The following is a 19,651-nucleotide window of genomic DNA, read 5'->3' on the forward strand; positions in this document are numbered from 1 at the left end:
CGAAGCAAAGGGTGGGAGAGTGGAAAGATCGGCCCAGGGAGCGGTCCCTCAGGGAACCGCCCTCGCGGGGTGGGCCGCTTGGGGACTACGCGTCCAGGGCGGCGACGGCTTCGTCGACGTGGGCCGCCAGCCGCTCTTCGCGGCTCCGCAGGTCGCGCAGCATGCGGACCAGGCGCCGCCGTCCCTCCGGCGAACCGCCGGACTCGCGGGACAGCGTGTGCACCAGGTACCAGCGCCGGGTGAGGGACGCGGCCTCGACGGCCACGGCCTCCAACTCCGGTACGGAAGCCGCGAGATGACGGAGGAGTCTGCCGACGAAGTGCCGCTCGGCGGCGGCGCCGCTCACGTCGAGGGTGCCGGCCTCCACCGCGTCGCACGCCTCGACGTACGCCGCGAGGGCCGCGGTGTCGCGCTCGCGGTGGGTGCGCCGGTCCTCGCTCACGGCCCGCGCCAGGTCGTGGGCGGACGGCTTGCGGGTGGGCCCGCCGGACAGCAGGAAGGTACGGAAGCCGTCGGCCGCGTCCGCCGAGCGCAGGGTCCGCCAGCGCTCCTCGGGGTACCGGACGGGCTCCGGGCGGTTCATGGGGTCGACGATGGTGACCCCGTCCGCATCCCGGCCGGTGAGCAGGACGCAGTGGGCGAGGTGTTCGACGCCCTCATACTCCGAGGGCAGCCAGTAGGCGTCGACGGCCGCGGCGAGCGGCCGCCCGGCGGCCAGTTCGGCCTCCTCCAGGGCGCGGAGCTCCTCGTAGGAGCCGAACCGCCGTTCCTGGAGCGGGAGTCCGTGGAGGCGGGCGGCCGCCGTCACCCAGCGGTCGCCGCCCCGCAGGACGGTTCCGCCGTCCCAGCCGAAGCCCCAGGTGGTGACGAGGACGTCCGCGGCGTCGGGCAGCCCGTACCAGGCGGCGAGGTTCGCCACGCACTGCTGGTAGCAGGTGCCGAACGGCGTGGTGCCGGTGTGGGCGGGTATGAGCTCTATGGCTAAACGGTTGACGTGATCGGTGTGCGGCACTGTGCTGTCTCCCCCGTTCCGCCCGGGGCGTCCCGGACGGCGGCGCACCGGCGGCGGTCCGCCGGCTCTGGTCGATGTGGAGCACGTTCCGTTGGTCGGTGGGCCCTGGCGTGACGCGGCACGGCGGGCCCGTAGGTCAGTCCGGCACCGCGAGGAGCTGGGCCCAGCTCTGGGTGTAATGCAACCTGCCGTCGAGAGTGACGGGGCGCATTCCGGACACCGGGCCGCCGGCCAATTCCTCGGCCAATTCGCTTTCGATGCGGGCCGCGGTCTCCGCCGGTGTACGCGCCTGTTCCAGCCAGGGCGCCAACGGCCTTCGGACGTCGATGACTTCGGTATTGCGGACATTGCCGCCGGCGGCGGCGAACAGCTCGGTGATCCGGTCGACCGTGAGCATCGCGCCGTGCGAGGGATCGCGCAGCCGCTCGATGCGGTCGGGGTCGCCGCCCAGCTCGGGACGGCGGACCATGTCGGCGACGACGATGCGCCCGCCGGGCCGGCAGACCCGTACCAGCTCCCGGACGACGGCCTCCGGGGAGGCCACGTGGTGGAGCGAGAAACGGGTGACGACCAGGGAGAACGAGGCGTCCAGGAACGGCAGCCGGGCGGCGTCGCCCTGCTGGTAGACGATCTGGGACAGCCCCTCGGCGTCGGCCTCGCGCTTGCCCGTGGCGAGCATCTCGGGGGTGGCGTCCAGCGCCGTCACATGCCGGACGTGGCCGGCGAGCGCCCTCGACACGAGCCCCGTGCCGCAGGCGACCTCCAGACAGACGTCTTCGAGCCGGGGGGCGGCGAACTCGACAAGTTCCCGCAACCGCATGGTGAACACGGTGTTCAGCCGCGCGTCCTCGAACGTACTCGCCTGACGCGCGAACTCCTGCTGATTACGTGCTAACTGGTCTTCGCCACCGCTCCGGAGCGACATGAAGTCGAGCCTTTCCCTGTACGGAGAGTCACAACTGTTTCACCAAGCACGTATGACCCTACTCGTCCGTAGCAAGCAATTGTCAATACCTGTTGGGAAATAGCTGTATCGAACGGGTTAATACCAACGGAACGCGGCGTCCCGGACCCTGACCCGCAAGGAATCAAGGGACCGGAACGCCGCGCTCCGGAAGGTTGGTTGGGCTCGCCCTGGGGCATTCCGGCCGATCAGGCCTTGGGGGCGATCCTGCTCAGCCCGTTGATCACACGGTCCATGGCATCACCATGCGTCGGATCCGTGAGATTCGCCAGGAGCTTCAGTGTGAACTTCATCAACATCGGGTGGGTCAGGCCGCGTTCGGTGGCCAGCTTCATGATCTTCGGGTTGCCGATGAGCTTCACGAAGGCGCGCCCGAGCGTGTAGTAACCGCCGTAGGTGTCCTTGAGCACCTTCGGGTAGCGGCGCAGCGCGAGTTCACGCTGCTCGGGGGTGGCCCGGCCGAGGGCCTGGACGATGACCTCGGCGGCGATCTGACCGGATTCCATCGCGTAGGCGATGCCCTCGCCGTTGAACGGGTTCACCAGCCCGCCCGCGTCTCCCACCAGCAACAGGCCGCGCGTGTAGTGCGGCTGGCGGTTGAACGCCATCGGCAGCGCGGCGCCGCGGATCGGCCCCGTCATGTTCTCCGGCGTGTAGCCCCACTCCTCCGGCATGGAGGCGCACCACGCCTTCAGCACCTCGCGCCAGTCCAGCTCCTTGAAGGACGCGGAGGTGTTGAGCACGCCGAGGCCGACGTTGCTGGTGCCGTCGCCCATGCCGAAGACCCAGCCGTAACCGGGCAGCAGCCGGTCCTCGGCGCCGCGCCGGTCCCACAGCTCCAGCCACGACTCCAGGTAGTCGTCGTCGTGGCGCGGGGAGGTGAAGTACGTGCGGACGGCCACGCCCATCGGCCGGTCGTCGCGGCGGTGCAGGCCGAGCGCGACGGAGAGCCGCGTCGAGTTGCCGTCGGCGGCGACGACGAGCGGGGCGTGGAAGGTGACCGGCGCCTTCTCCTCGCCCAGCTTCGCCTCCACGCCGGTGACCCGGCCGGTGCGCTCGTCGAGGATCGGCGCGCCCACGTTGCAGCGCTCGTACAGCCGGGCGCCCGCCTTGACGGCCTGCCGGGCGAGCTGCTCGTCGAAGTCGTCGCGCTTGCGGACCAGCCCGTAGTCGGGGAACGAGGCGAGGTCCGGCCAGTCCAGCTGGAGCCGGTTGCCGCCCGCGATGATGCGCAGGCCCTTGTTGCGCAGCCAGCCGGCCTCTTCCGAGATGTCGATGCCCATGGCGATGAGCTGTTTGGTGGCGCGCGGGGTGAGGCCGTCACCGCAGACCTTCTCGCGCGGGAACGCCGTCTTCTCCAGGAGGAGGACGTCGAGTCCGGTCCTGGCCAGGTGGTACGCGGTGGCGGAGCCGGCGGGGCCGGCCCCGACCACGATCACATCGGCGGTGTGCTCGGCAGGGGCGTCGGTCACGTCGGCTCTCCCGTTCGGGTGCGTGGAGGGGACTGCTCGGTCTCCGACGAGTCTAGGAGCCGGACGCGGCGGCCCGGCCGGTGGGCCGGTGCCCTACCGGAGGCGCGCCGGGGCCGGACGCGCGCCGGGGCGCGGGGACGGCCGCCGTCCTCACGCCCCGGGATGTCCCCTACGGGATCCGGCCGGTCCTCGCCTCAGTCCTTCCCGGCCGTCCAGTGGTCAAGCGCGGTGTCGAACGTCCGGTGCCAGCCGTCCTGGCCGCCCATGTCCTCACGGCCCTGGTAGAGGATGGCGTACTCGGTCCCGGAGGCGTCCACGTACGCCTGGTTGACGGCGTGCATGGTGCGGCCGTGGTCGTTCCAGGTCCACTCCCACAGGGCGCCGGGGCGGCCCTTGAAGGTGTTGCGGGTCAACTGGAGCCGCCGGTAGCCGTCCTCCTTGGCGACGGTCCGCTCCAGCTCGCCGAAGTGCTCGTACGCCGGCTGGTCCGCCTTCTTCACGATGCCGACGCGCAGGTGCTCGGGACCGGTGGGGCCGTGCCAGTCGATCTGGCCGCTGCCCTTGTCCTCGCGGCGCCAGCCCTCGGGGACGGCGAGCGCGAAACCTTCCGGGGCGGCGGTCAGCTCGTAGTACTTCGGCGCGGGACGGGTCGGGTCCGTCACGTGCTCGTGCGCGTCGGGCGCGGCGGTCCGGACGCCGGCGGGGACGTCCGGGGTACTCGACGGCGTCCCGGTGCCGGCCGGGTCGCCCGAGGCGGTCGCCGACGGGGTCGCCGGGCCGGCGGACGGGGAGTCCGACGGCGCGGGGGACGCGGAGGCGGCGGCGCGGCCGGCCTCCCCGTCCGGGCGCTGGTCGTGGCTCGCGGACTGCCGGGACGCGCGGTCGTCCTTCCCGCCGTCCTTGCCAGCGTCCTTGTTCACGAGCAGCACGCCGGCCGCGGCCACGCCGCCGACCACGAACGCCGCCGCGCCGACGGCGGCCCACCGCAGGGCCCGGCCGCGGGCGGGGGCCGGCGCGGCGGGGCCGGCGGGCGGGGCGGGGTCCACGGCGGTGGGGGGCTCGGCGTGCGCCGCCCCGGCGGGGCCCGCCGAGGGGCCGGCCCCACCGGCTGCGAGCGGCTCGACGGTGGTGGGCGGCTCACCGACGCTGGACTGCCCGACGGCGGTGGGCGCCTCGGAGGCAGTGGGCGGTTCGACGGCGGTGGGCGCCTCGGAGGCAGTGGGCCGTTCGACGGCGGTAGGCGCCTCGGCGGATGCCGGCGGGCCGGCCGCCGACGGCGCGCCCGCGGGTATAGGCGCGCCCGGGGACGTGGGCGCGCCCGCGGGCGGGGTGTCCCCGGCCGCGGCGCCCGCCCCCGTGCTCCCCGCCGGGGACACGGGCGCCCCGGCGGGCGGGCCGGCCGGAGGGACCGGCGGCGGTGTCACCGGCGGCGCGCCGGGAGACGCGGCCGGAGCAACCGGAGGCATCCCGGGCGCGGAGCCGGGGGCGCCCATCGGGGGCGCGTACGGCGCGTGGAGCGGCGCGGGGGGCCCGGGCGGCGGCCCGTACGGGCCCGCGAACGTCCCGCCGGTCCCGCGACCGCTGCTGAGCAGCACCGCGAGCAGCACCGCGCCGGCCGTCCACAGCATCCCGAAGAGGAACAGCTCGCCGCCGTTGACGCCGAGTTCGGTGTTGGCGAAGGTGCCGATCAGGGCGGCGTGGGAACCGCCCTTCAGCTCGACGGAGATACCGGCGGCGATTCCCAGCAGCCACATCGCCGCCAGGAAGAACACCCCGGACAGCACCTGCTCCTTGCGCCCCTCCCGGGACCGGCGCACGATCATCAGGGTCAGCGACAGGGCGCAGAGCACGCCCATGGCCACGATGCCCGCCTGGGCCCAGCCGCCCCAGAGGTCACCGGCGTCGGAGAGGCCGAAGTCGTGGCTGCGGCCGAAGCCCGAACGGCCGCTGGAGTAGCCCGGGTTCCCGTAGCCGAACAGCCCGTAGTCGTCGCCCCCGCCGGAATCCCCGCGCAGCCCGAACGTGGCGCTCAGGTCGGCGCCCCACGAGCCGCCGACACACACCAGCGCCGCGTTGACCACCACGGCCAGGAAGGTCACGAACGACCAGCCGCCCAGGCCGCCTTCCTTGTTGCCCAGGTAGACGAAGACGGCCAAGAGCGCGGCGGACCACAGCCCCACGGCCAGGGCGGCGGCGCGCAGCGCCGTTCCGCATGCCCGCAGGACCATCCGCGCGCCCGGGCCGAGCCGGGTGAGAACCGTGTCCCGGGCCAGGACGACGCCACTCAGCACGGCGGTGAGCGCGAAGGTGAACAGGGCGGCGAGCACCGGCGTGGTCGAGACCTCCGCGCCGTTCTCCTCCGGCTGCCCGTACAGGCCGAGGACCAGCACCGCGACGCCCGCCAGCAGCCCGATCCGCAGCGCCGCGTCGGGCCCGGCACCGGCCGGCCGGGCCCGGCGGAGCCACCGGGACCCCAGGATGACCGCGACGATCCACAGGACCGTCATGGTCAGCAGCCAGAACGATATGGACCCGCCGGCCTTGGTCGTCCCGAACGACGACCGCTGCGCCACCTCCAGGGTGCCGCCGAGTCCCTGGACCAGGAAGGCGATCACCACCTGGAACCGCCCGGACCAGGGCACACCGTCGTCGCCGGAGCCTCGGGAGCCGAACGTGTCGGAGCCGAAGAGGTCCGCATCACCCGAGCCCGAACCCGAGCCCCAGGACGGCACGGAGAAGCAGATCGCGAGAAGCAACAGCAGTCCCACGGGCCACAGGGCCGCCAGCGCCGAACCCGCCCAGTCGCCGGTGAACACCCGGCGCAGGAACACGGCCGCGGGCCCCGGCGCGGCCGGCGCACCCGGAGGGGCGGCGGGCGGCGGACCGTACGCGCCGGTGTGCGGGGCGTGCGATGCGTACGTGCCCTGAGCGGCGTACGGCGGCGCGGCCGGCGGCGGAGCGAACGGCGGGGGCGGCGCGCCGAACGGAGGCGCCGCGCCGGGCCGGGGCGGTGCGGCGGGCGGTGGGGGCGGCGCACCGGCCGCCTCCGCCGCGGGCCGCTCCTTGCCGCACGCCATGCAGAAGCGGGCATCAGCCACGAAGGCAGCCCCACAAGACGGGCAGAACGACGTCATACAAGCTCCGGTGACTCGGTGTCTCCCCGGCTCTGAACAGGGAAGCCGGGGCCGGAACCTTACCGAACGTCAGCTCGCGGAAGCGGCCGCTTTCCTGCCCCGGTGCAGGGCGACGATCCCGCCCGCAAGGTTGCGCCACGCCACGTCCGTCCAGCCGGCCTGCTGGAGCCGTCCCGCGAGCGCCGGCTGGTCCGGCCAGGCGGGGATGGACTCGGCGAGGTAGACGTACGCGTCCGGGCTGCTGCTCACCGCGCGCGCGACGGTGGGCAGCGCCCGCATCAGGTACTCGGTGTAGACGATCCGGAACGGCTTCCAGGTGGGGTGGCTGAACTCGCAGATCACCACGCGGCCGCCGGACTTGGTCACCCGCAGCATCTCGCGCAGCGCGGCGTCGGTGTCCTGCACGTTGCGCAGCCCGTAGGAGATGGTGACGGCGTCGAACACCTCGTCCGCGAACGGCAGCCGGGTCGCGTCACCGGCGGTCAGCGGCAGCCACTCGTGCCGCTTCTTCCCCTCGCGCAGCATGCCCAGTGAGAAGTCGCAGGGGACGACGTAGGCGCCGTCCGCGCTGAACGGGATGGACGACGTCCCCGTACCGGCGGCGAGGTCCAGCACCTTCTCCCCCGGCCGCCCCGCGACGGCCGCCGCCACGTACTTCCGCCACCGCCGGGCCTGGCCCAGCGAGATCACATCGTTGGTCAGGTCGTACTTGGCCGCCACGTCGTCGAACATCGCGGCGACTTCGTGCGGCTGCTTGTCCAGGGAGGCTCGGGTCACGTCCCCCATTGTTCACCTCCGCCCCCGGCCCCCGGACACAGGGGCCTCTGGACGGCCCGGCCGCTCCGCGACGACGTCACCTCCACGGCACGGTGAGCGCCCCTCCTGCGAGCCCCCGCGCCCCCAGGCCCACCGGCACGCCCCCCGGGACCCGCCACCGCCCGTCGACGGCCGCCGTCCCACACCGATGGCACACGCTCTTCCGACCCGCCGTCGGACGGCCGGGCCCTCAACTCCGCACCGCGGACGACCGGAGCGGCCGGCCCGCGGTGATCACTCTGCCGAGGAAAACGGAGGGGGTGGTTCTCCTTGACGGGCTACTGACGCTTCCGCCGCCGCCCGCTACGCATCCTTGACGGCAGCGCCCCCTCAGAGCTCGACCAGGCTCGCCAGGTCGATGACGACGGGGAACGGCCGGTCGGTCTCCAGCTTGCCCGTGTGCACCGGCCGGTCGAACGCGGAGACGTACTGCCCGGTCTCCTTGCGCAGCCAGAACTCGTGCACCTCCGGCATCCCGTCCTCGCCGCGCTCGACGCACCAGTAGTTCTTCACCCCGGCGGAGGCGTAGAGGGCGGGTTTGCGGACGCGGTCGTCCTGGCGGGAGCAGGGGGCGACCACCTCGACCATGAGAACGGCGTTCCGGGCAGGGATCTCGGCGTCCTCCATGAGGTCCAACCCTGACCTGTCGACGACGATGACGTCAGGCGCCGCCACGTTGCGCTCGTCGACGGGCACCCACTCCCGGGAGAGCACCGCGAGGGTCCGAGGAGCGACGTCCGCCAGGTGCCGGTGGATCCCCTGCCGGACAAGGTTGTGCCAGGGAACCATCAGTCCTCTGGGCGCGATCAGCCCGTCCACGAGCTCCCAGGCGAAGGGCAGCCACAGGTCGGCGACCTGGTCCACCGTCCAGCCGTCGGGCGGCGGGAACGCCCAGTTGTCCGCTGTCGCGGGCCTGTCCTGCCGACCGGCCGTGGTCACTGCTCCCATGAACGCGAGTGTGGACGCGCGTGCGGACCGCGGTCCTGAATACGACGGTACCGTCACCCGATGTGATGAGCGGGGCGCACCGCGCCGCCCTCTCAGGCGCCCCGGTAGACCAGCCGGCCGCCCAGTACCGTGGCCACACACGTACCCGCCCCCGCCGCCACGAGACCCGTCTCGTCCGGGACGTCGAACGCGGCCAGGTCGGCGCGGCCGCCGACGGTCAGGGGGGCGGGGATCACGTCGGCCAGGGCGGACGCGGTGCGGAACGGGTCGAGGTCCGGCGGCGCGGCGGTGATGCCGGGGGCCAGGTTCGACGGGACCTCCCGCAGGCCGGAGCGGGCCACGGCCGTGCGGACCACCGTGTCGCGGAAGGGGCCGCCGACCGCCGTCGTGCCGTAGCGCAGCATGCGCTGGAGGCCCCGGCGGACACTGCCCGACCTGCGGGTCTCCGGCATGTCCAGGGCCGCGAGGCGGTCGCCCGTCAGCGGGCGGTCGCCGAGTTCGTCGTACTCGCGCGGGTCCGGATGGTAGGCGCGGGTCAGCAGCCACAGGCCGTGCCACTGCCGGAGGCCGGGCGTCAGGACGCCCGGCCAGCGCCGTACGCGCGCGCCCGGGTACGCCGCCGTCACCTCGTCGAGCGGGCCGAGGGCCGCGACGGCCCCGCCGTCGACGAGGACCGCGCCGCCGGGCACGGGCTCCGCCGCCGGGTCGCCGGTCAGCAGCAGCCCGGCCGCGTGGATCGTCAGCACCGGAAGGTCCCGCCTCAGTCGGCGGCGACGAGCTTGAGCTCCGGGTGGGCCGTGCCGCCCTCGATCGCCGTGGAGGAGAGGTGCGAGACCACGCGGTCGTCGACCGGGTCGTTCGCCGGGTCGTCGTGGACCACGATGTGCTCGTACGTCGTCGTCCGCTGCGCCGGGACGCGGCCCGCCTTGCGGATCAGGTCGATGATCTCCTGGCGGTTCGAGCGGTGCTTGGCGCCCGCCGACGAGACGACGTTCTCCTCCAGCATGATCGAGCCCAGGTCGTCCGCGCCGTAGTGCAGCGACAGCTGGCCGACCTCCTTGCCCGTGGTGAGCCACGAGCCCTGGATGTGGGCGACGTTGTCGAGGAACAGCCGCGCGATGGCGATCATGCGCAGGTACTCGAAGATCGTCGCCTGCGTCCGGCCCTTCAGGTGGTTGTTCTCGGGCTGGTAGGTGTACGGGATGAACGCGCGGAAGCCGCCGGTGCGGTCCTGCACGTCGCGGATCATCCGGAGGTGCTCGATCCGCTCGGCGTTGGTCTCGCCCGTGCCCATCAGCATCGTGGAGGTCGACTCGACGCCCAGCCTGTGGGCGATCTCCATGATCTCCAGCCAGCGCTCGCCGGACTCCTTCAGCGGCGCGATGGCCTTGCGCGGCCGCTCGGGCAGCAGCTCCGCGCCGGCGCCCGCGAACGAGTCGAGACCGGCGGCGTGGATGCGGCGGATCGCCTCCTCGGCGGAGACGCCCGAGATCCGCGCCATGTGGTCGACCTCGGAGGCGCCCAGCGAGTGGATGACGAGTTGCGGGAACGCCTTCTTGATCGCGGAGAAGTGCTCCTCGTAGTACTCCACCCCGTACTCGGGGTGGTGCCCGCCCTGGAACATGATCTGCGTGCCGCCCAGTTCCACGGTCTCCGCGCAGCGGCGCAGGATGTCGTCGAGGGGCCGGGTCCAGACCTTGTCGCTCTTCGGCGGGGCGTAGAAGGCGCAGAACTTGCACGCCGTGACGCACGAGTTCGTGTAGTTGATGTTGCGCTCGATGATGTACGTCGCGATGTGCTCGGTACCCGCGTAGCGCCGGCGGCGCACGGCGTCCGCGGCCGCGCCCAGCGCGTGCAGCGGGGCGGACCGGTAGAGGACGAGCGCCTCCTCCGGGGTGATCCGCCCGCCGGCGGCGGCGCGGTCGAGGACGGCTGCGATCTCAGAGGGCGAGAGGTCGGCGTGCTCTGTCACCGTGCGTCCCTTCGGAGGGGGTTCGTGAAGTCCGAACCAGCCTACGCCAGGGGTCGGACAGGGCCGGGGGCGGCCGGGGTCAGCCACCGGAGCGGGTGAGGGTGGCGGTGGGCGAGCCGCCCTGCGCGTCGTCGGAGGCGTAGGAGAGCGTGCCGTCGGAGCCGAGGGTGTAGACGAGCGTCGCCTGGCTGCCGGTGCAGCCGACCGCCTTCGGCCCATCGGTCACCTCGGTGAGCGTGATCCTCGTCGCGGTGGCCGACCGCAGCGCCGCCTTGGCGCGGCACTCCAGGACGCCGAGGAGGTCGTAGCTGTTGCGGACGACGTACTCGCCCGTCCGCCCTTGGCTGATGACGGAGGTCACCGAGCCGTTGGCGGTGCCGTCGCGCTGCTTGATCTCGCCCGTCCACTTCCCGAGGAAACCGCGCGGGACGTCCCCTTCCCCAGGGGACGCGGACCCCCGGGACCCCTCCGCCCCGCCGCCGTGCCCGCCGCCCCTCTCGAACGGCCATACCCCCAGCCCCAGGAGCACGGCGAGGACGACCACCACCGCGCCGGCCGCCGGGAGGGCGAGCAGCAGGGCCCGGCGCCGCGCCTTCCGCTCCCCCGGCCCGGCCGGACCGGCCGATCCGCCCGGACCGGCGCCACGGTCCCCGTGCGGTCCCCGATCGCCGTACGGTCCGCGATCCTCGTACGGGCCACGGTCCCCGTAAGGTCCTCGGTCGCTGTACGGCCCCGCGCCCGGCCCGCTCCCCCACCGGCCGTCAGCCGCCGTCGGCGGCCCGCCGCCCCATTCCGTCGGCGCGTAGCCCGTCGCCGGGCCGAAGACGCCGCCGGACCGGCCGAAGGGTGCGCCGTCGGACCGGCCGAAGGGTGCACCGTCGGACCGGCCGAAGGGTGCGCCGTCGGACAGGCCGGACGGGACGCCGCCGCCCTCCAGCCCCAGCAGCTCCACCGCCTGCCGGCTCACCTGCTCCACCAGCGGCGCCGGCAGCCAGCCCGGCCCCACGAGGTCGCCCGCCGGGCGGCCGTCGGTGAGCCGGCGGAGGAGGTCCGCGGGGGCCGGGCGGTCGGCCGGGTCCTTGGCGAGGCAGGCCGTGATCAGCTCTCGGAGTCCACCGTCCAGCCCCGGCGCGAGCTCCGGATCGCCGTGGACCACGCGGTAGTTGATCGACGCGTGGTGCTCGCCGGGGAACGGCGCCGCGCCGCCGGCGGCGAAGGCGAGGACCGCGCCGAGCGAGAAGACGTCCGCCGCCCCGGTCAGCGGGCGCCCCAGGACCTGTTCGGGCGCCATGTACCCGGACGAGCCGATCACGACGCCGGTGGCGGTGAGCGAGGTCGTGCCGTCCATGGCCCGGGCGATGCCGAAGTCGATCAGCCGCGGACCGTCGAGCGGCAGCAGCACGTTGGAGGGCTTGACGTCCCGGTGGACGAGGCCCAGCGCGTGCACGGCGGCCAGCGCCTCGGCCAGCCCGGCGCCCACCGCGCGGACGGCCGGTCCGGGCAGCGGCCCGACGTCGGCGACCGCCCGGTCCAGCGACGGCCCGGCCACGTACCCCGTCACCACCCAGGGCACCGGCGCGTCCGGGTCCGCGTCCAGCACCGGCGCGGTCCAGGCGCCGCCGACCCGCCGCGCGGTCTCCACCTCGCGGCGGAAGCGCGAGCGGAACTCGTCGTCGAGGGCGAGCCGCGGGTGCACGACCTTCACGGCCACCGTCCGGCCGCCGGGATTGCGGCCCACGTAGACCCGGCCCATGCCGCCCGCGCCGAGCACCCCCAGCAGCCGGTACGGGCCGACGGCACGCGGATCTTCCTCCAGCAACGGCCGCATCGGGACCTTCGCCTCCCCCGGGAGGGGCCGTACGCCCCCGTCAAACCCCGATTTTCAGCCTATGACTCAATTCATGGGCTGTCCCAGGAACCCGCCTCCCCGGTTTGCCCATCCACTAGGGAGGAACAAACCGTCATGTCCTTCGGGGCAGCAGAATCGTCCGGAGCGACGCGATGACGCACTCGAGCGGGACCTACCGGTCTCAGGGCCGCCGGCGGGCCTCTGGCCGGAAACGCTGGATCATAGTGGTGGCCTCCATAGCCGTCCTCGGCCTGATAACCGCCGGTGTCATGAAGTACATGGAGATCGGCCCCTTCTCCCGGAAGGGCGAGCCGGTCAGCTTCGGCCAGGACGTTCCGGCGGGCGGCGGTCAGGCCGGGGGGAACGACGGCGGGAAGGGCGCCCAGCAGGCGTCCGACTCCAAAGTCGCGATGCCGACGGGCCCCGCGGCCCCGTTCAAGAACGCCAACACCCTGAGCGACGGCACCGAGATCGGCGTGGTGACGTACCACGGCAAGAAGTCCGGCTTCACCGGCAAGGTGTGGGTCTGGGCCCCGAAGCAGTACAAGGACCCGAAGTACAAGCACAGCGGTTTCCCGGTGCTGATCGCGCTGCCCGGCGGCCCCGGCTTCCCGATGAACTACTGGATGGGCACCGACCTCGGCCTGGAGTCGAGCGTCGCCAAGTGGTCCGAGGAGGGCACGGGCAAGCCCTTCATCATCGCGATGCCCGTCCTCAACCCGCAGAACGCCGACCCGCTGTACTGGGACGGCAGTGACATCCCGGGCCAGCCGAAGATGGGCACCTGGCTGACCGAGGACGTCCCGCAGCTCGTCAAGGAGAACTTCCGGACGATCAAGTCCCGTGACGGCTGGGCGTTCATGGGCTCCTCCACCGGCGGCTTCGCGGGCCTGAAGGCCGTGCTGAAGCACCCGGACAAGTTCAAGGCCGTCATCGCCTCCGGCCCGGACATCGTCCCCGACTCCCGGCTGTGGCAGGGCCACCAGAAGGAGATGGACGCGAACAACCCCGAGCTGCTCTCCAAGAAGCTGATCGCCAAGGGCGGCCCGGACGTCTACCTCGCCTTCCAGTACGGCACCCTTGAAGGCACCGTGAAGGGGAAGGTGGACAAGTACATCGCCACCTACGGCAACAAGGGCCCCATCCACACCCACCTCCAGGTCATCCAGGGCGGTTCGCACAACGCGAAGTCCTATGTGAAGGGGATGGGCGAGGGCAGCATGAAGTGGATCAGTGAGCACATCTCGGGGCCGGTGGACGCCTCCTGACCACCGCCGTGGGGCTCCGCCGGGGCCCCGCGGCGGCACCGCGTCCGGCCCACGCGGCGACGGCCGCGCCCATACGGAAACGACCGCCATGTCCTTCGGGACAGCAGAAACGTCCAGAGGGATCTGAGGGACAGGATGAGCAACTCAGCCAACGGCGCCTACCAGTCACGCGGCCACCGCAGGGCCAAGCGGGCGAAGCGCTGGTTCCTGGTCGCGGTGTGCATAGCCGTGCTCGGGGCCGTCGCCTATCCGGTGCTGAACTACTTCGACGTCTTCTCCGACAAGGGTGACCCGATCTCCTTCGACGACGGGTCCGGCGGCAAGAACGGCGGCGGGAAACCCGGCGCGAAGGCGCTGATGCCGACCGGCCCCAAGGCCGACTTCAAGATCTCCGGCACGGTGCAGGACGGCAGCAAGATCGCCGTCACCACGTACCAGGGCAAGAAGTCCGGCTTCACGGGCAAGGTATGGGTCTGGGCGCCCGAGGAGTACAAGGACCCGAAGTACAAGGACAGCGGCTTCCCGGTGCTGATCGCGCTGCCGGGCGGCGCGGGGTTCCCCAACAACTACTGGATGGGCGCCGACCTCAAGCTGGAGGACTCCGTCCAGAAGTGGGCGAAGGAGGGCAAGAGCCTCCCGTTCATCATCGCCATGCCGGTCCTCAACCCGGAGAACCACGACAAGCCCGGGGACAAGACGCCCGGCCGCTACTGGGACGGCAGTGACATCCCCGGCCAGCCGAAGATGGGCACCTGGCTGACCGAGGACGTTCCCCAGCTGATCAAGGAGAACTTCCGGACGATCAGGTCCCGCGACGGCTGGGCGTTCATGGGCTCCTCCACCGGCGGCACCGCCGGCCTCAAGTCGGTGCTCCAGAAGCCGGACAAGTTCAAGGCCGTCATCGCCTCCGGCCCGGACATCGTCCCCGACTCGCTCCTCTGGAAGGGCCACGAGAAGGAGCAGGCGGACAACAACTCCAAGGTCCTCGCCCAGCGGTTGATCGCCAAGGGCGGCCCGGAGGTCTACCTCGGGCTCCAGGTCGGCGGGAACGAGCCGGTCAAACCGCCGATCGACGCCTTCGTCGCCAAGTACGGCAACAAGGGTCCGGTGAAGACGAAGTACCACGTCATCCAGGGCGGCGAGCACAACGCCAAGACGTATGTGCCCGCCATGGAGGCCGGCGGCCTGATCCAGTGGATCAGCGAGCACATGCAGGGGCCCGTCGCCTGACGCACGCGGCCCGGCGCGGCCGGCGCCCGCCGGCGCCCGGCCCCCGCGGACGCCGGGTCCCCGCGGACGCCGGTCCCCGCGAACACCGCGCCCCGCGAGCGCCGGACCCCACGAGCATGGAGCCCTGCACCCCTCCCCCAAGGGGTCAGGGCTCCAGCAGTTCCACCCGGACGTCGGCGGGGAAGCCGGTCGTCGGCCCGGTCAGGCGGGCGAACTCCGTGACGCCCTCCAGCTGGCGGGGGCCGAAGCGGAAGTCCAGCGTGGTGAAGTAGCGCTCCAGCAGCTCCGCGTCGAACGCCTCCCAGCGCGCCGCCTGCTCCGCGACCTTCCCGACCTCCTCCAGGGACAGGTCCCGCGAGGCCAGGAACGCCTGGTGCACCTTGCGGACGGTCTCCGGCTCACGGGCCAGGTAGTCGCGGCGCACGGCCCACACGGCGAAGACGAACGGCAGCCCCGTCCACTCCTTCCACATCCGCCCCAGGTCGTGGACCTCCAGGCCGAGCTTGGGCGCGTAGTGCAGCGAGGCGCGCAGCGCGGCGTCGCCGATGAGCACGGCGGCGTCGGCCTCGCGCATCATCAGGCTCAGGTCGGGCGGGCAGGTGAAGTACTCCGGCCGCACCCCGATCTGCTCGGCGAGCAGGAGCTGCGCCAGGCGCACGGAGGTGCGGGAGGTGGAACCGAGGGCGACGCGCGCCCCGTCGAGCTCCTTCAGCGGCACCTGCGAGACGATCATGCAGGACATCACCGGGCCGTCGCAGCCGACGGCGATGTCCGGCAGCGCGACCAGCTCGTCGGCGTGGCGCAGGTACTCGACGAGCGTCACCGGGCCGATGTCCAGGTCCCCCCGGATGAGGGCCTCGCTGAGCCGCTCGGGGGTGTCCTTGGACAGGTCCAGGTCGAGCAGGGCCCCGGTCCGGGCGAGCCCCCAGTACAGGGGCAGGCAGTTCAGGAACTGGATGTGGCCGACCCGGGGGCGGCTGCGCCGCCTGGGGTGGGCGCCGTGGTCCTGTGCGTCGCCGTGGGAGGACGCGTCACGGGCCGGCGTGTCGCAGGCCGGTGCGTGGGCGTCCGGGGCGGCGGGGACTGGTGCGTCGGATGCTGAATTGTCCACATCCGGAGGCTAGCCCCGCGGCGTCCGGGCCACCCGTCCGGGGGGTCGGCTCGGGCTCGTGCCCGACAGACGAGTTTTTCCTGCTTTGGCGGACCGAAAACCCACCTTGAGCGTGATCTACGACTCTTCCATCGCGAGAAGGCTACGTGCTACGCTCGCCGCAAGTTGCAGTTTGGTTTCCCTTGCAGTACAGAGCCTGCGGAGCATGTAACCCGCAGGCTTTCGTCGTTTTAGGACTTCTCGCAGGTTCTGGAGCAGGGCAACCCTTTGGGCCCAAGGAGGGCTTTATGGCTACCGGAACCGTGAAGTGGTTCAACGCTGAAAAGGGCTTTGGCTTCATCGCCCAGGACGGCGGGGGCCCCGATGTCTTCGTCCACTACTCCGCGATCAACGCCGCCGGCTTCCGCTCCCTCGAGGAGAACCAGGCCGTGACCTTCGACGTCACCCAGGGTCCGAAGGGCCCGCAGGCCGAGAACGTCACCCCCGCCTGACCCGGGGCCGGCCTCCGGGCCGGCAAGCGGTGACCGGCCGATCGCGGTCGACACACAGCACCACCAAGGAGCCCTGCCCCGCCGTTTCGACGGCGGGGCAGGGCTCCTGCCTTTGCCGGGCCCGGCCCCGGCGTCAGCCCCGCCCCGGCTCCGGGCCGCCGGGCGAACCCGGATTTCCGGATTTCCCCAGTCCCGGGAGCCTCTCCCGTCGCAAAACCCCCACGACGTTCTATTTAACAAATTCTTAACCCCACACATCCATACGCTGTTCGTACAGTGCGTCGATTTCCCCCGCATGCCGTTCGAGGATTACCGAACGGCGCAGTTTGAGGGTGGGCGTCAGCTCCCCGCTCTCCACCCCGAAATCACCCGGCAGGATCGCGAACGCCCGGATCCTGGCCGGCCCCGCCGAGCGGGCGTTCACCGCGTCCACCGCCTCCTGGCACAGTCGCCGTACGGCGGGGTGCCGCTCCGGCCCGTCCGGGCCCAGGTCGACGCCCTCCCGGGCCGCCCAGGCCGCGATCTCGGCCGCGTCCAGGGTGAGCAGCGCGACGGGGTACGGGCGGCGGTCGCCGGCCAGCACCGCGTGGGAGATCCAGCGGGACTCCCGGAGGGCGGCCTCCGGGAGGGCGGGGGTGATGTTCTTGCCGTTCGAGGTGATGACGAGGTCCTTCTTGCGGCCGGTCACCGTGAGGAACCCGTCGGCGTCCAGCGTGCCGAGGTCGCCGGTCCGCAGCCAGCCGTCCGCGTCCAGGACGGCGGCGGTGGCGGCCTGGTCGCCGTGGTAGCCGGGGAAGATCCCGGGCCCCCGGGCGAGGATCTCGCCGTCGGGCGCGATGCGCACCTCGCAGCCGGGCACCGGCCGGCCGACCGTGCCGGGCCGGTACGCCCCCGGCCGGTTGAGCGAGATCACTCCGGCCGTCTCCGTCATCCCGTACCCCTCGTGCACCAGGACGCCGCACGCGCGCAGGAAGTCCAGGGTGGCCGGAGCGATGGGCGCGGCCCCGGTCAGGGCCCAGCGCAGCCGCCCGCCGAAGACCTCCCGCACCGGGGCGAACACCCGCTCCTCGGCGGCCTCCCAGGCGGCCCGCAGCGGCCCCTCGGGCTCCTCCCCGCGCTCGCGCAGGGCGGCGGCCCCGAGCCCCGCCCGTACGGCCGCCGCGAGCCGCGCCCGCCCGTCAGGCCCCTCGGCGTCGGCGAGGGCCAGCGCCATGCCGTGCACCTTCTCGAACAGGCGGGGCACCGACGGCAGGTGCGTCGGCCGGGCGGCGGCCAGCCCGGCGACGATGTCCTCGTTCCGGCCGGCGTGGTAGCAGAGCGTCGCGCCACGCAGCAGGGCGCCGAACTGCACGAGCTGGGCGAGGAGATGGGCGAGCGGGAGGTAGAGGTACGTGCTGTCGCCGGGTGCGTACGTGATGAAGCCGGCCGTCGCGTCGTGGGCGGCGGCGAGGTTGCCGTGGGTCAGCCGGCAGCCCTTGGGGAGGCCGGTGGTGCCGGAGGTGTAGATGATGCCGCAGAGGTCGGAGGAGGTGACCTGGTCGGCGCGGTCGAGGAGTCGGGAGAGGGAGGCGGTGGCCTCGATCCCGGCGAGCGGCGTACCGCCTCCCGCGCCGTCCATGACGACGACGTGCCGGAGGGCGGGCAGCCGGGCGCGGAGGGCGGCGATCCGGTCGGCCTGGGCCGCGTCCTCGGCGACGGCGACGCTCGCGCCGGAGTCGGAGAGCACCCAGCCGAGCTCGTCGTCCCCGGCCGTCGGGTAGACGGGCACCACGACGGCACCGGCGGCGAGCGCCGCGAGCTGGACGTACGTCCACTCGGGCCGGGTGCGGGCGAGGACGGCCACCCGGTCGCCGGGCCGCACCCCGAGGGTGAGCAGGGCGCGGCCCATGGTCCGTACGGTCCCGCGCAGCTCGTCGAAGCCGACGTCCGTCCACCTCCCGTCGTCCGGCCGGCGGAAGCGGAGGGCCGGGCGGCCGGCGTACCGGTCGGCCGTCCACTCGGCGAACAGGGCCAGGGTGCGGGGTCGGTCGGGCATGGCGCCTCCGGCGGTCGGGGTGGCGCGGCCCGTCGGGGAGCGGCCACCGGGCCCTCCGGACCGCGTTCCGGAACCCTACGCACACCGCCGCGTCCCCGGGATTGACCGGAACGCTCGGCACCCCCGTCCGTACCGCTCGGCGCACGATGCCTCCATGCATGAACTCGCCTTCTGCACTACCCCGTTCCCGGCCGGCGGGCCGACGATCGGCGCGCACTTCGTCCGGGCCGCCCTCGCCGGCGCGGTCCGCCTCGGCCACGACCCCGTCCCCCTGCTCCAAGCCGCCCGCATCCCCCCGCTGCTGCCGGGCGACGAACGGGCGCGGGTGACGCCCGAGCAGTTCACGAGCCTGGTCCGGGCGGTGCGCCGGACGACGCGGGACGAGTTCCTGGCCCTGGGGACGGCGCCCAGCAGGCCCGGCACGTTCGCGATGATGTGCCACGCGTGCGTCGGCTGCCCGGACCTCGGCGCGGCCGTCGACCGGGCCGCCCGCTTCTACGGCCTCTTCCCGGGCGGCCCCGCCCTGGCGCTGGAACTCGGCGCGGAGGAGACGGTGTTCGCCTTACGGAACGACCTCCGCCGGCTACCGGAAGGCCGCTTTCTCGCCGAATGCGCGCTGGTCGTCTGGCATCGGCTGGCGAGCTGGCTCATCGGCCGGCGCATCACCCTGAGCTGGGCGGAGTTCACATACCCGGCGCCGCCGTACGCGGCGGAGTACGGACGGATGTTCGGCTGTCCGGTGCGGTTCGGCGCCCGCCGGACGGGCGTCGGGCTGGCCCGGCACTGGCTGTCCGCGCCGCTCCTCCGCGACGAGGCGGGCCTGGCCGACCTCCTCCGCCGCGCCCCGGCCGATCTGCTGCTCCGCCGCGACTACGGCACGACTGTCACCGAACAGGTCCGCAGGGCCCTGGCCGGGGCCCTGCGCGAGGACCGCCGCCCGACCCGCCTCCCGGAGGCCACCGAGACGGCGGCCCGCCTGGCGGTGAGCCCGGCCACCCTCCGCCGCCGGCTGGCCGCGGAGGGCACGTCATACCGCCGCGTCAAAGACCAGGTCCGCCGCGACGCGGCCCTGGCCTCGCTGGCCGCGGGCCGCGAACCGACCACGGAACTGGCGGCCCGCCTGGGCTTCTCGGAGGCGACGGCCTTCCACCGGGCCTTCCACCGCTGGACGGGCACGACACCGGGCACGTACAGACGTCAGACGCCTCCTCCCGCCCCAGCCCCCTCCAGCCCGTCCGGCGTTTGAGGACAGCGCGCGCAGCGTGCTGCGGGGGTGCGGGGGCGCAGCCCCTGCAAGAAACGGTGAGAGGGCGGGGCAGGGGCACCCCCACCCACAAAACGAGCACCCC

Annotated in this window: 15 protein-coding genes; 4 read left to right on the top strand and 11 right to left on the bottom strand. The window is 73.1% G+C overall.

The genetic code is table 11. The features are described 5' to 3' along the window. Positions 1–85: 85 nt before the first annotated feature. From ACQEVS_RS15630 to ACQEVS_RS15670, 9 genes are all read right to left on the bottom strand, one after another. On the bottom strand, positions 86–1,012 hold the full coding sequence (locus tag ACQEVS_RS15630; protein WP_433020818.1) for a BtrH N-terminal domain-containing protein: 927 nt from the start codon (positions 1,010–1,012) through the stop codon (positions 86–88). A 136-nt stretch (positions 1,013–1,148) separates the two neighbouring features. Further along, positions 1,149–1,937 (bottom strand): class I SAM-dependent methyltransferase, encoded by a 789-nt coding sequence (locus ACQEVS_RS15635; protein WP_433020821.1) that lies wholly within the window; start codon positions 1,935–1,937, stop codon positions 1,149–1,151. 227 nt (positions 1,938–2,164) lie between these two features. Next, complete coding sequence (locus ACQEVS_RS15640) at positions 2,165–3,448, bottom strand: geranylgeranyl reductase family protein (RefSeq protein WP_433020824.1); 1,284 nt, start codon at positions 3,446–3,448, stop codon at positions 2,165–2,167. A gap of 194 nt (positions 3,449–3,642) precedes the next feature. Beyond that, a complete protein-coding gene (locus ACQEVS_RS15645) occupies positions 3,643–6,546 on the bottom strand; it encodes a hypothetical protein (RefSeq protein ID WP_433020827.1) in 2,904 nt (967 codons plus the stop codon). A gap of 105 nt (positions 6,547–6,651) precedes the next feature. Beyond that, positions 6,652–7,359: a demethylmenaquinone methyltransferase gene (locus ACQEVS_RS15650; protein WP_433020830.1), complete on the bottom strand. Its 708-nt coding sequence runs from the start codon at positions 7,357–7,359 to the stop codon at positions 6,652–6,654. A 369-nt stretch (positions 7,360–7,728) separates the two neighbouring features. Then, a complete protein-coding gene (locus tag ACQEVS_RS15655; protein WP_433020833.1) occupies positions 7,729–8,346 on the bottom strand; it encodes a Uma2 family endonuclease in 618 nt (205 codons plus the stop codon). Between the two features lie 92 nt (positions 8,347–8,438). After that, a complete protein-coding gene (locus ACQEVS_RS15660; protein ID WP_433020836.1) occupies positions 8,439–9,092 on the bottom strand; it encodes an amidohydrolase family protein in 654 nt (217 codons plus the stop codon). 14 nt (positions 9,093–9,106) lie between these two features. Next, positions 9,107–10,318: a cyclic dehypoxanthinyl futalosine synthase gene (gene mqnC, locus ACQEVS_RS15665; RefSeq protein ID WP_433020839.1), complete on the bottom strand. Its 1,212-nt coding sequence runs from the start codon at positions 10,316–10,318 to the stop codon at positions 9,107–9,109. Positions 10,319–10,397: 79 nt separating this feature from the next. Beyond that, a complete protein-coding gene (locus tag ACQEVS_RS15670) occupies positions 10,398–12,146 on the bottom strand; it encodes a serine/threonine-protein kinase (protein WP_433020842.1) in 1,749 nt (582 codons plus the stop codon). A gap of 299 nt (positions 12,147–12,445) precedes the next feature. On the opposite strand from ACQEVS_RS15670, the gene ACQEVS_RS15675 reads away from it, so the two are divergent. Then, positions 12,446–13,435 carry an alpha/beta hydrolase gene (locus ACQEVS_RS15675; protein ID WP_433027572.1) on the top strand — a complete coding sequence of 330 codons (990 nt, stop codon included), beginning with the start codon at positions 12,446–12,448 and terminating at the stop codon, positions 13,433–13,435. A gap of 135 nt (positions 13,436–13,570) precedes the next feature. Further along, complete coding sequence (locus ACQEVS_RS15680; protein ID WP_433020845.1) at positions 13,571–14,665, top strand: alpha/beta hydrolase; 1,095 nt, start codon at positions 13,571–13,573, stop codon at positions 14,663–14,665. Positions 14,666–14,810: 145 nt separating this feature from the next. Here ACQEVS_RS15680 and ACQEVS_RS15685 read toward each other — a convergent pair whose 3' ends face one another. Beyond that, positions 14,811–15,623, bottom strand: coding sequence for a menaquinone biosynthetic enzyme MqnA/MqnD family protein (locus tag ACQEVS_RS15685; RefSeq protein WP_224347443.1), 813 nt, complete (start codon positions 15,621–15,623; stop codon positions 14,811–14,813). A gap of 440 nt (positions 15,624–16,063) precedes the next feature. Here ACQEVS_RS15685 and ACQEVS_RS15690 point away from each other — a divergent pair, with 440 nt between their 5' ends. After that, positions 16,064–16,267 carry a cold-shock protein gene (locus tag ACQEVS_RS15690; protein WP_126914791.1) on the top strand — a complete coding sequence of 68 codons (204 nt, stop codon included), beginning with the start codon at positions 16,064–16,066 and terminating at the stop codon, positions 16,265–16,267. Positions 16,268–16,511: 244 nt separating this feature from the next. Here the strand turns inward: ACQEVS_RS15690 and ACQEVS_RS15695 are convergent, their stop codons facing one another. After that, on the bottom strand, positions 16,512–18,302 hold the full coding sequence (locus ACQEVS_RS15695; RefSeq protein WP_433020849.1) for an AMP-dependent synthetase/ligase: 1,791 nt from the start codon (positions 18,300–18,302) through the stop codon (positions 16,512–16,514). Positions 18,303–18,456: 154 nt separating this feature from the next. On the opposite strand from ACQEVS_RS15695, the gene ACQEVS_RS15700 reads away from it, so the two are divergent. Further along, positions 18,457–19,548, top strand: coding sequence for an AraC family transcriptional regulator (locus ACQEVS_RS15700; RefSeq protein ID WP_433020852.1), 1,092 nt, complete (start codon positions 18,457–18,459; stop codon positions 19,546–19,548). The last annotated feature ends 103 nt before the right edge of the window (positions 19,549–19,651 follow it).

This window comes from Streptomyces sp. CA-181903, from assembly GCF_050937075.1.
Lineage (GTDB): Bacteria > Actinomycetota > Actinomycetes > Streptomycetales > Streptomycetaceae > Streptomyces.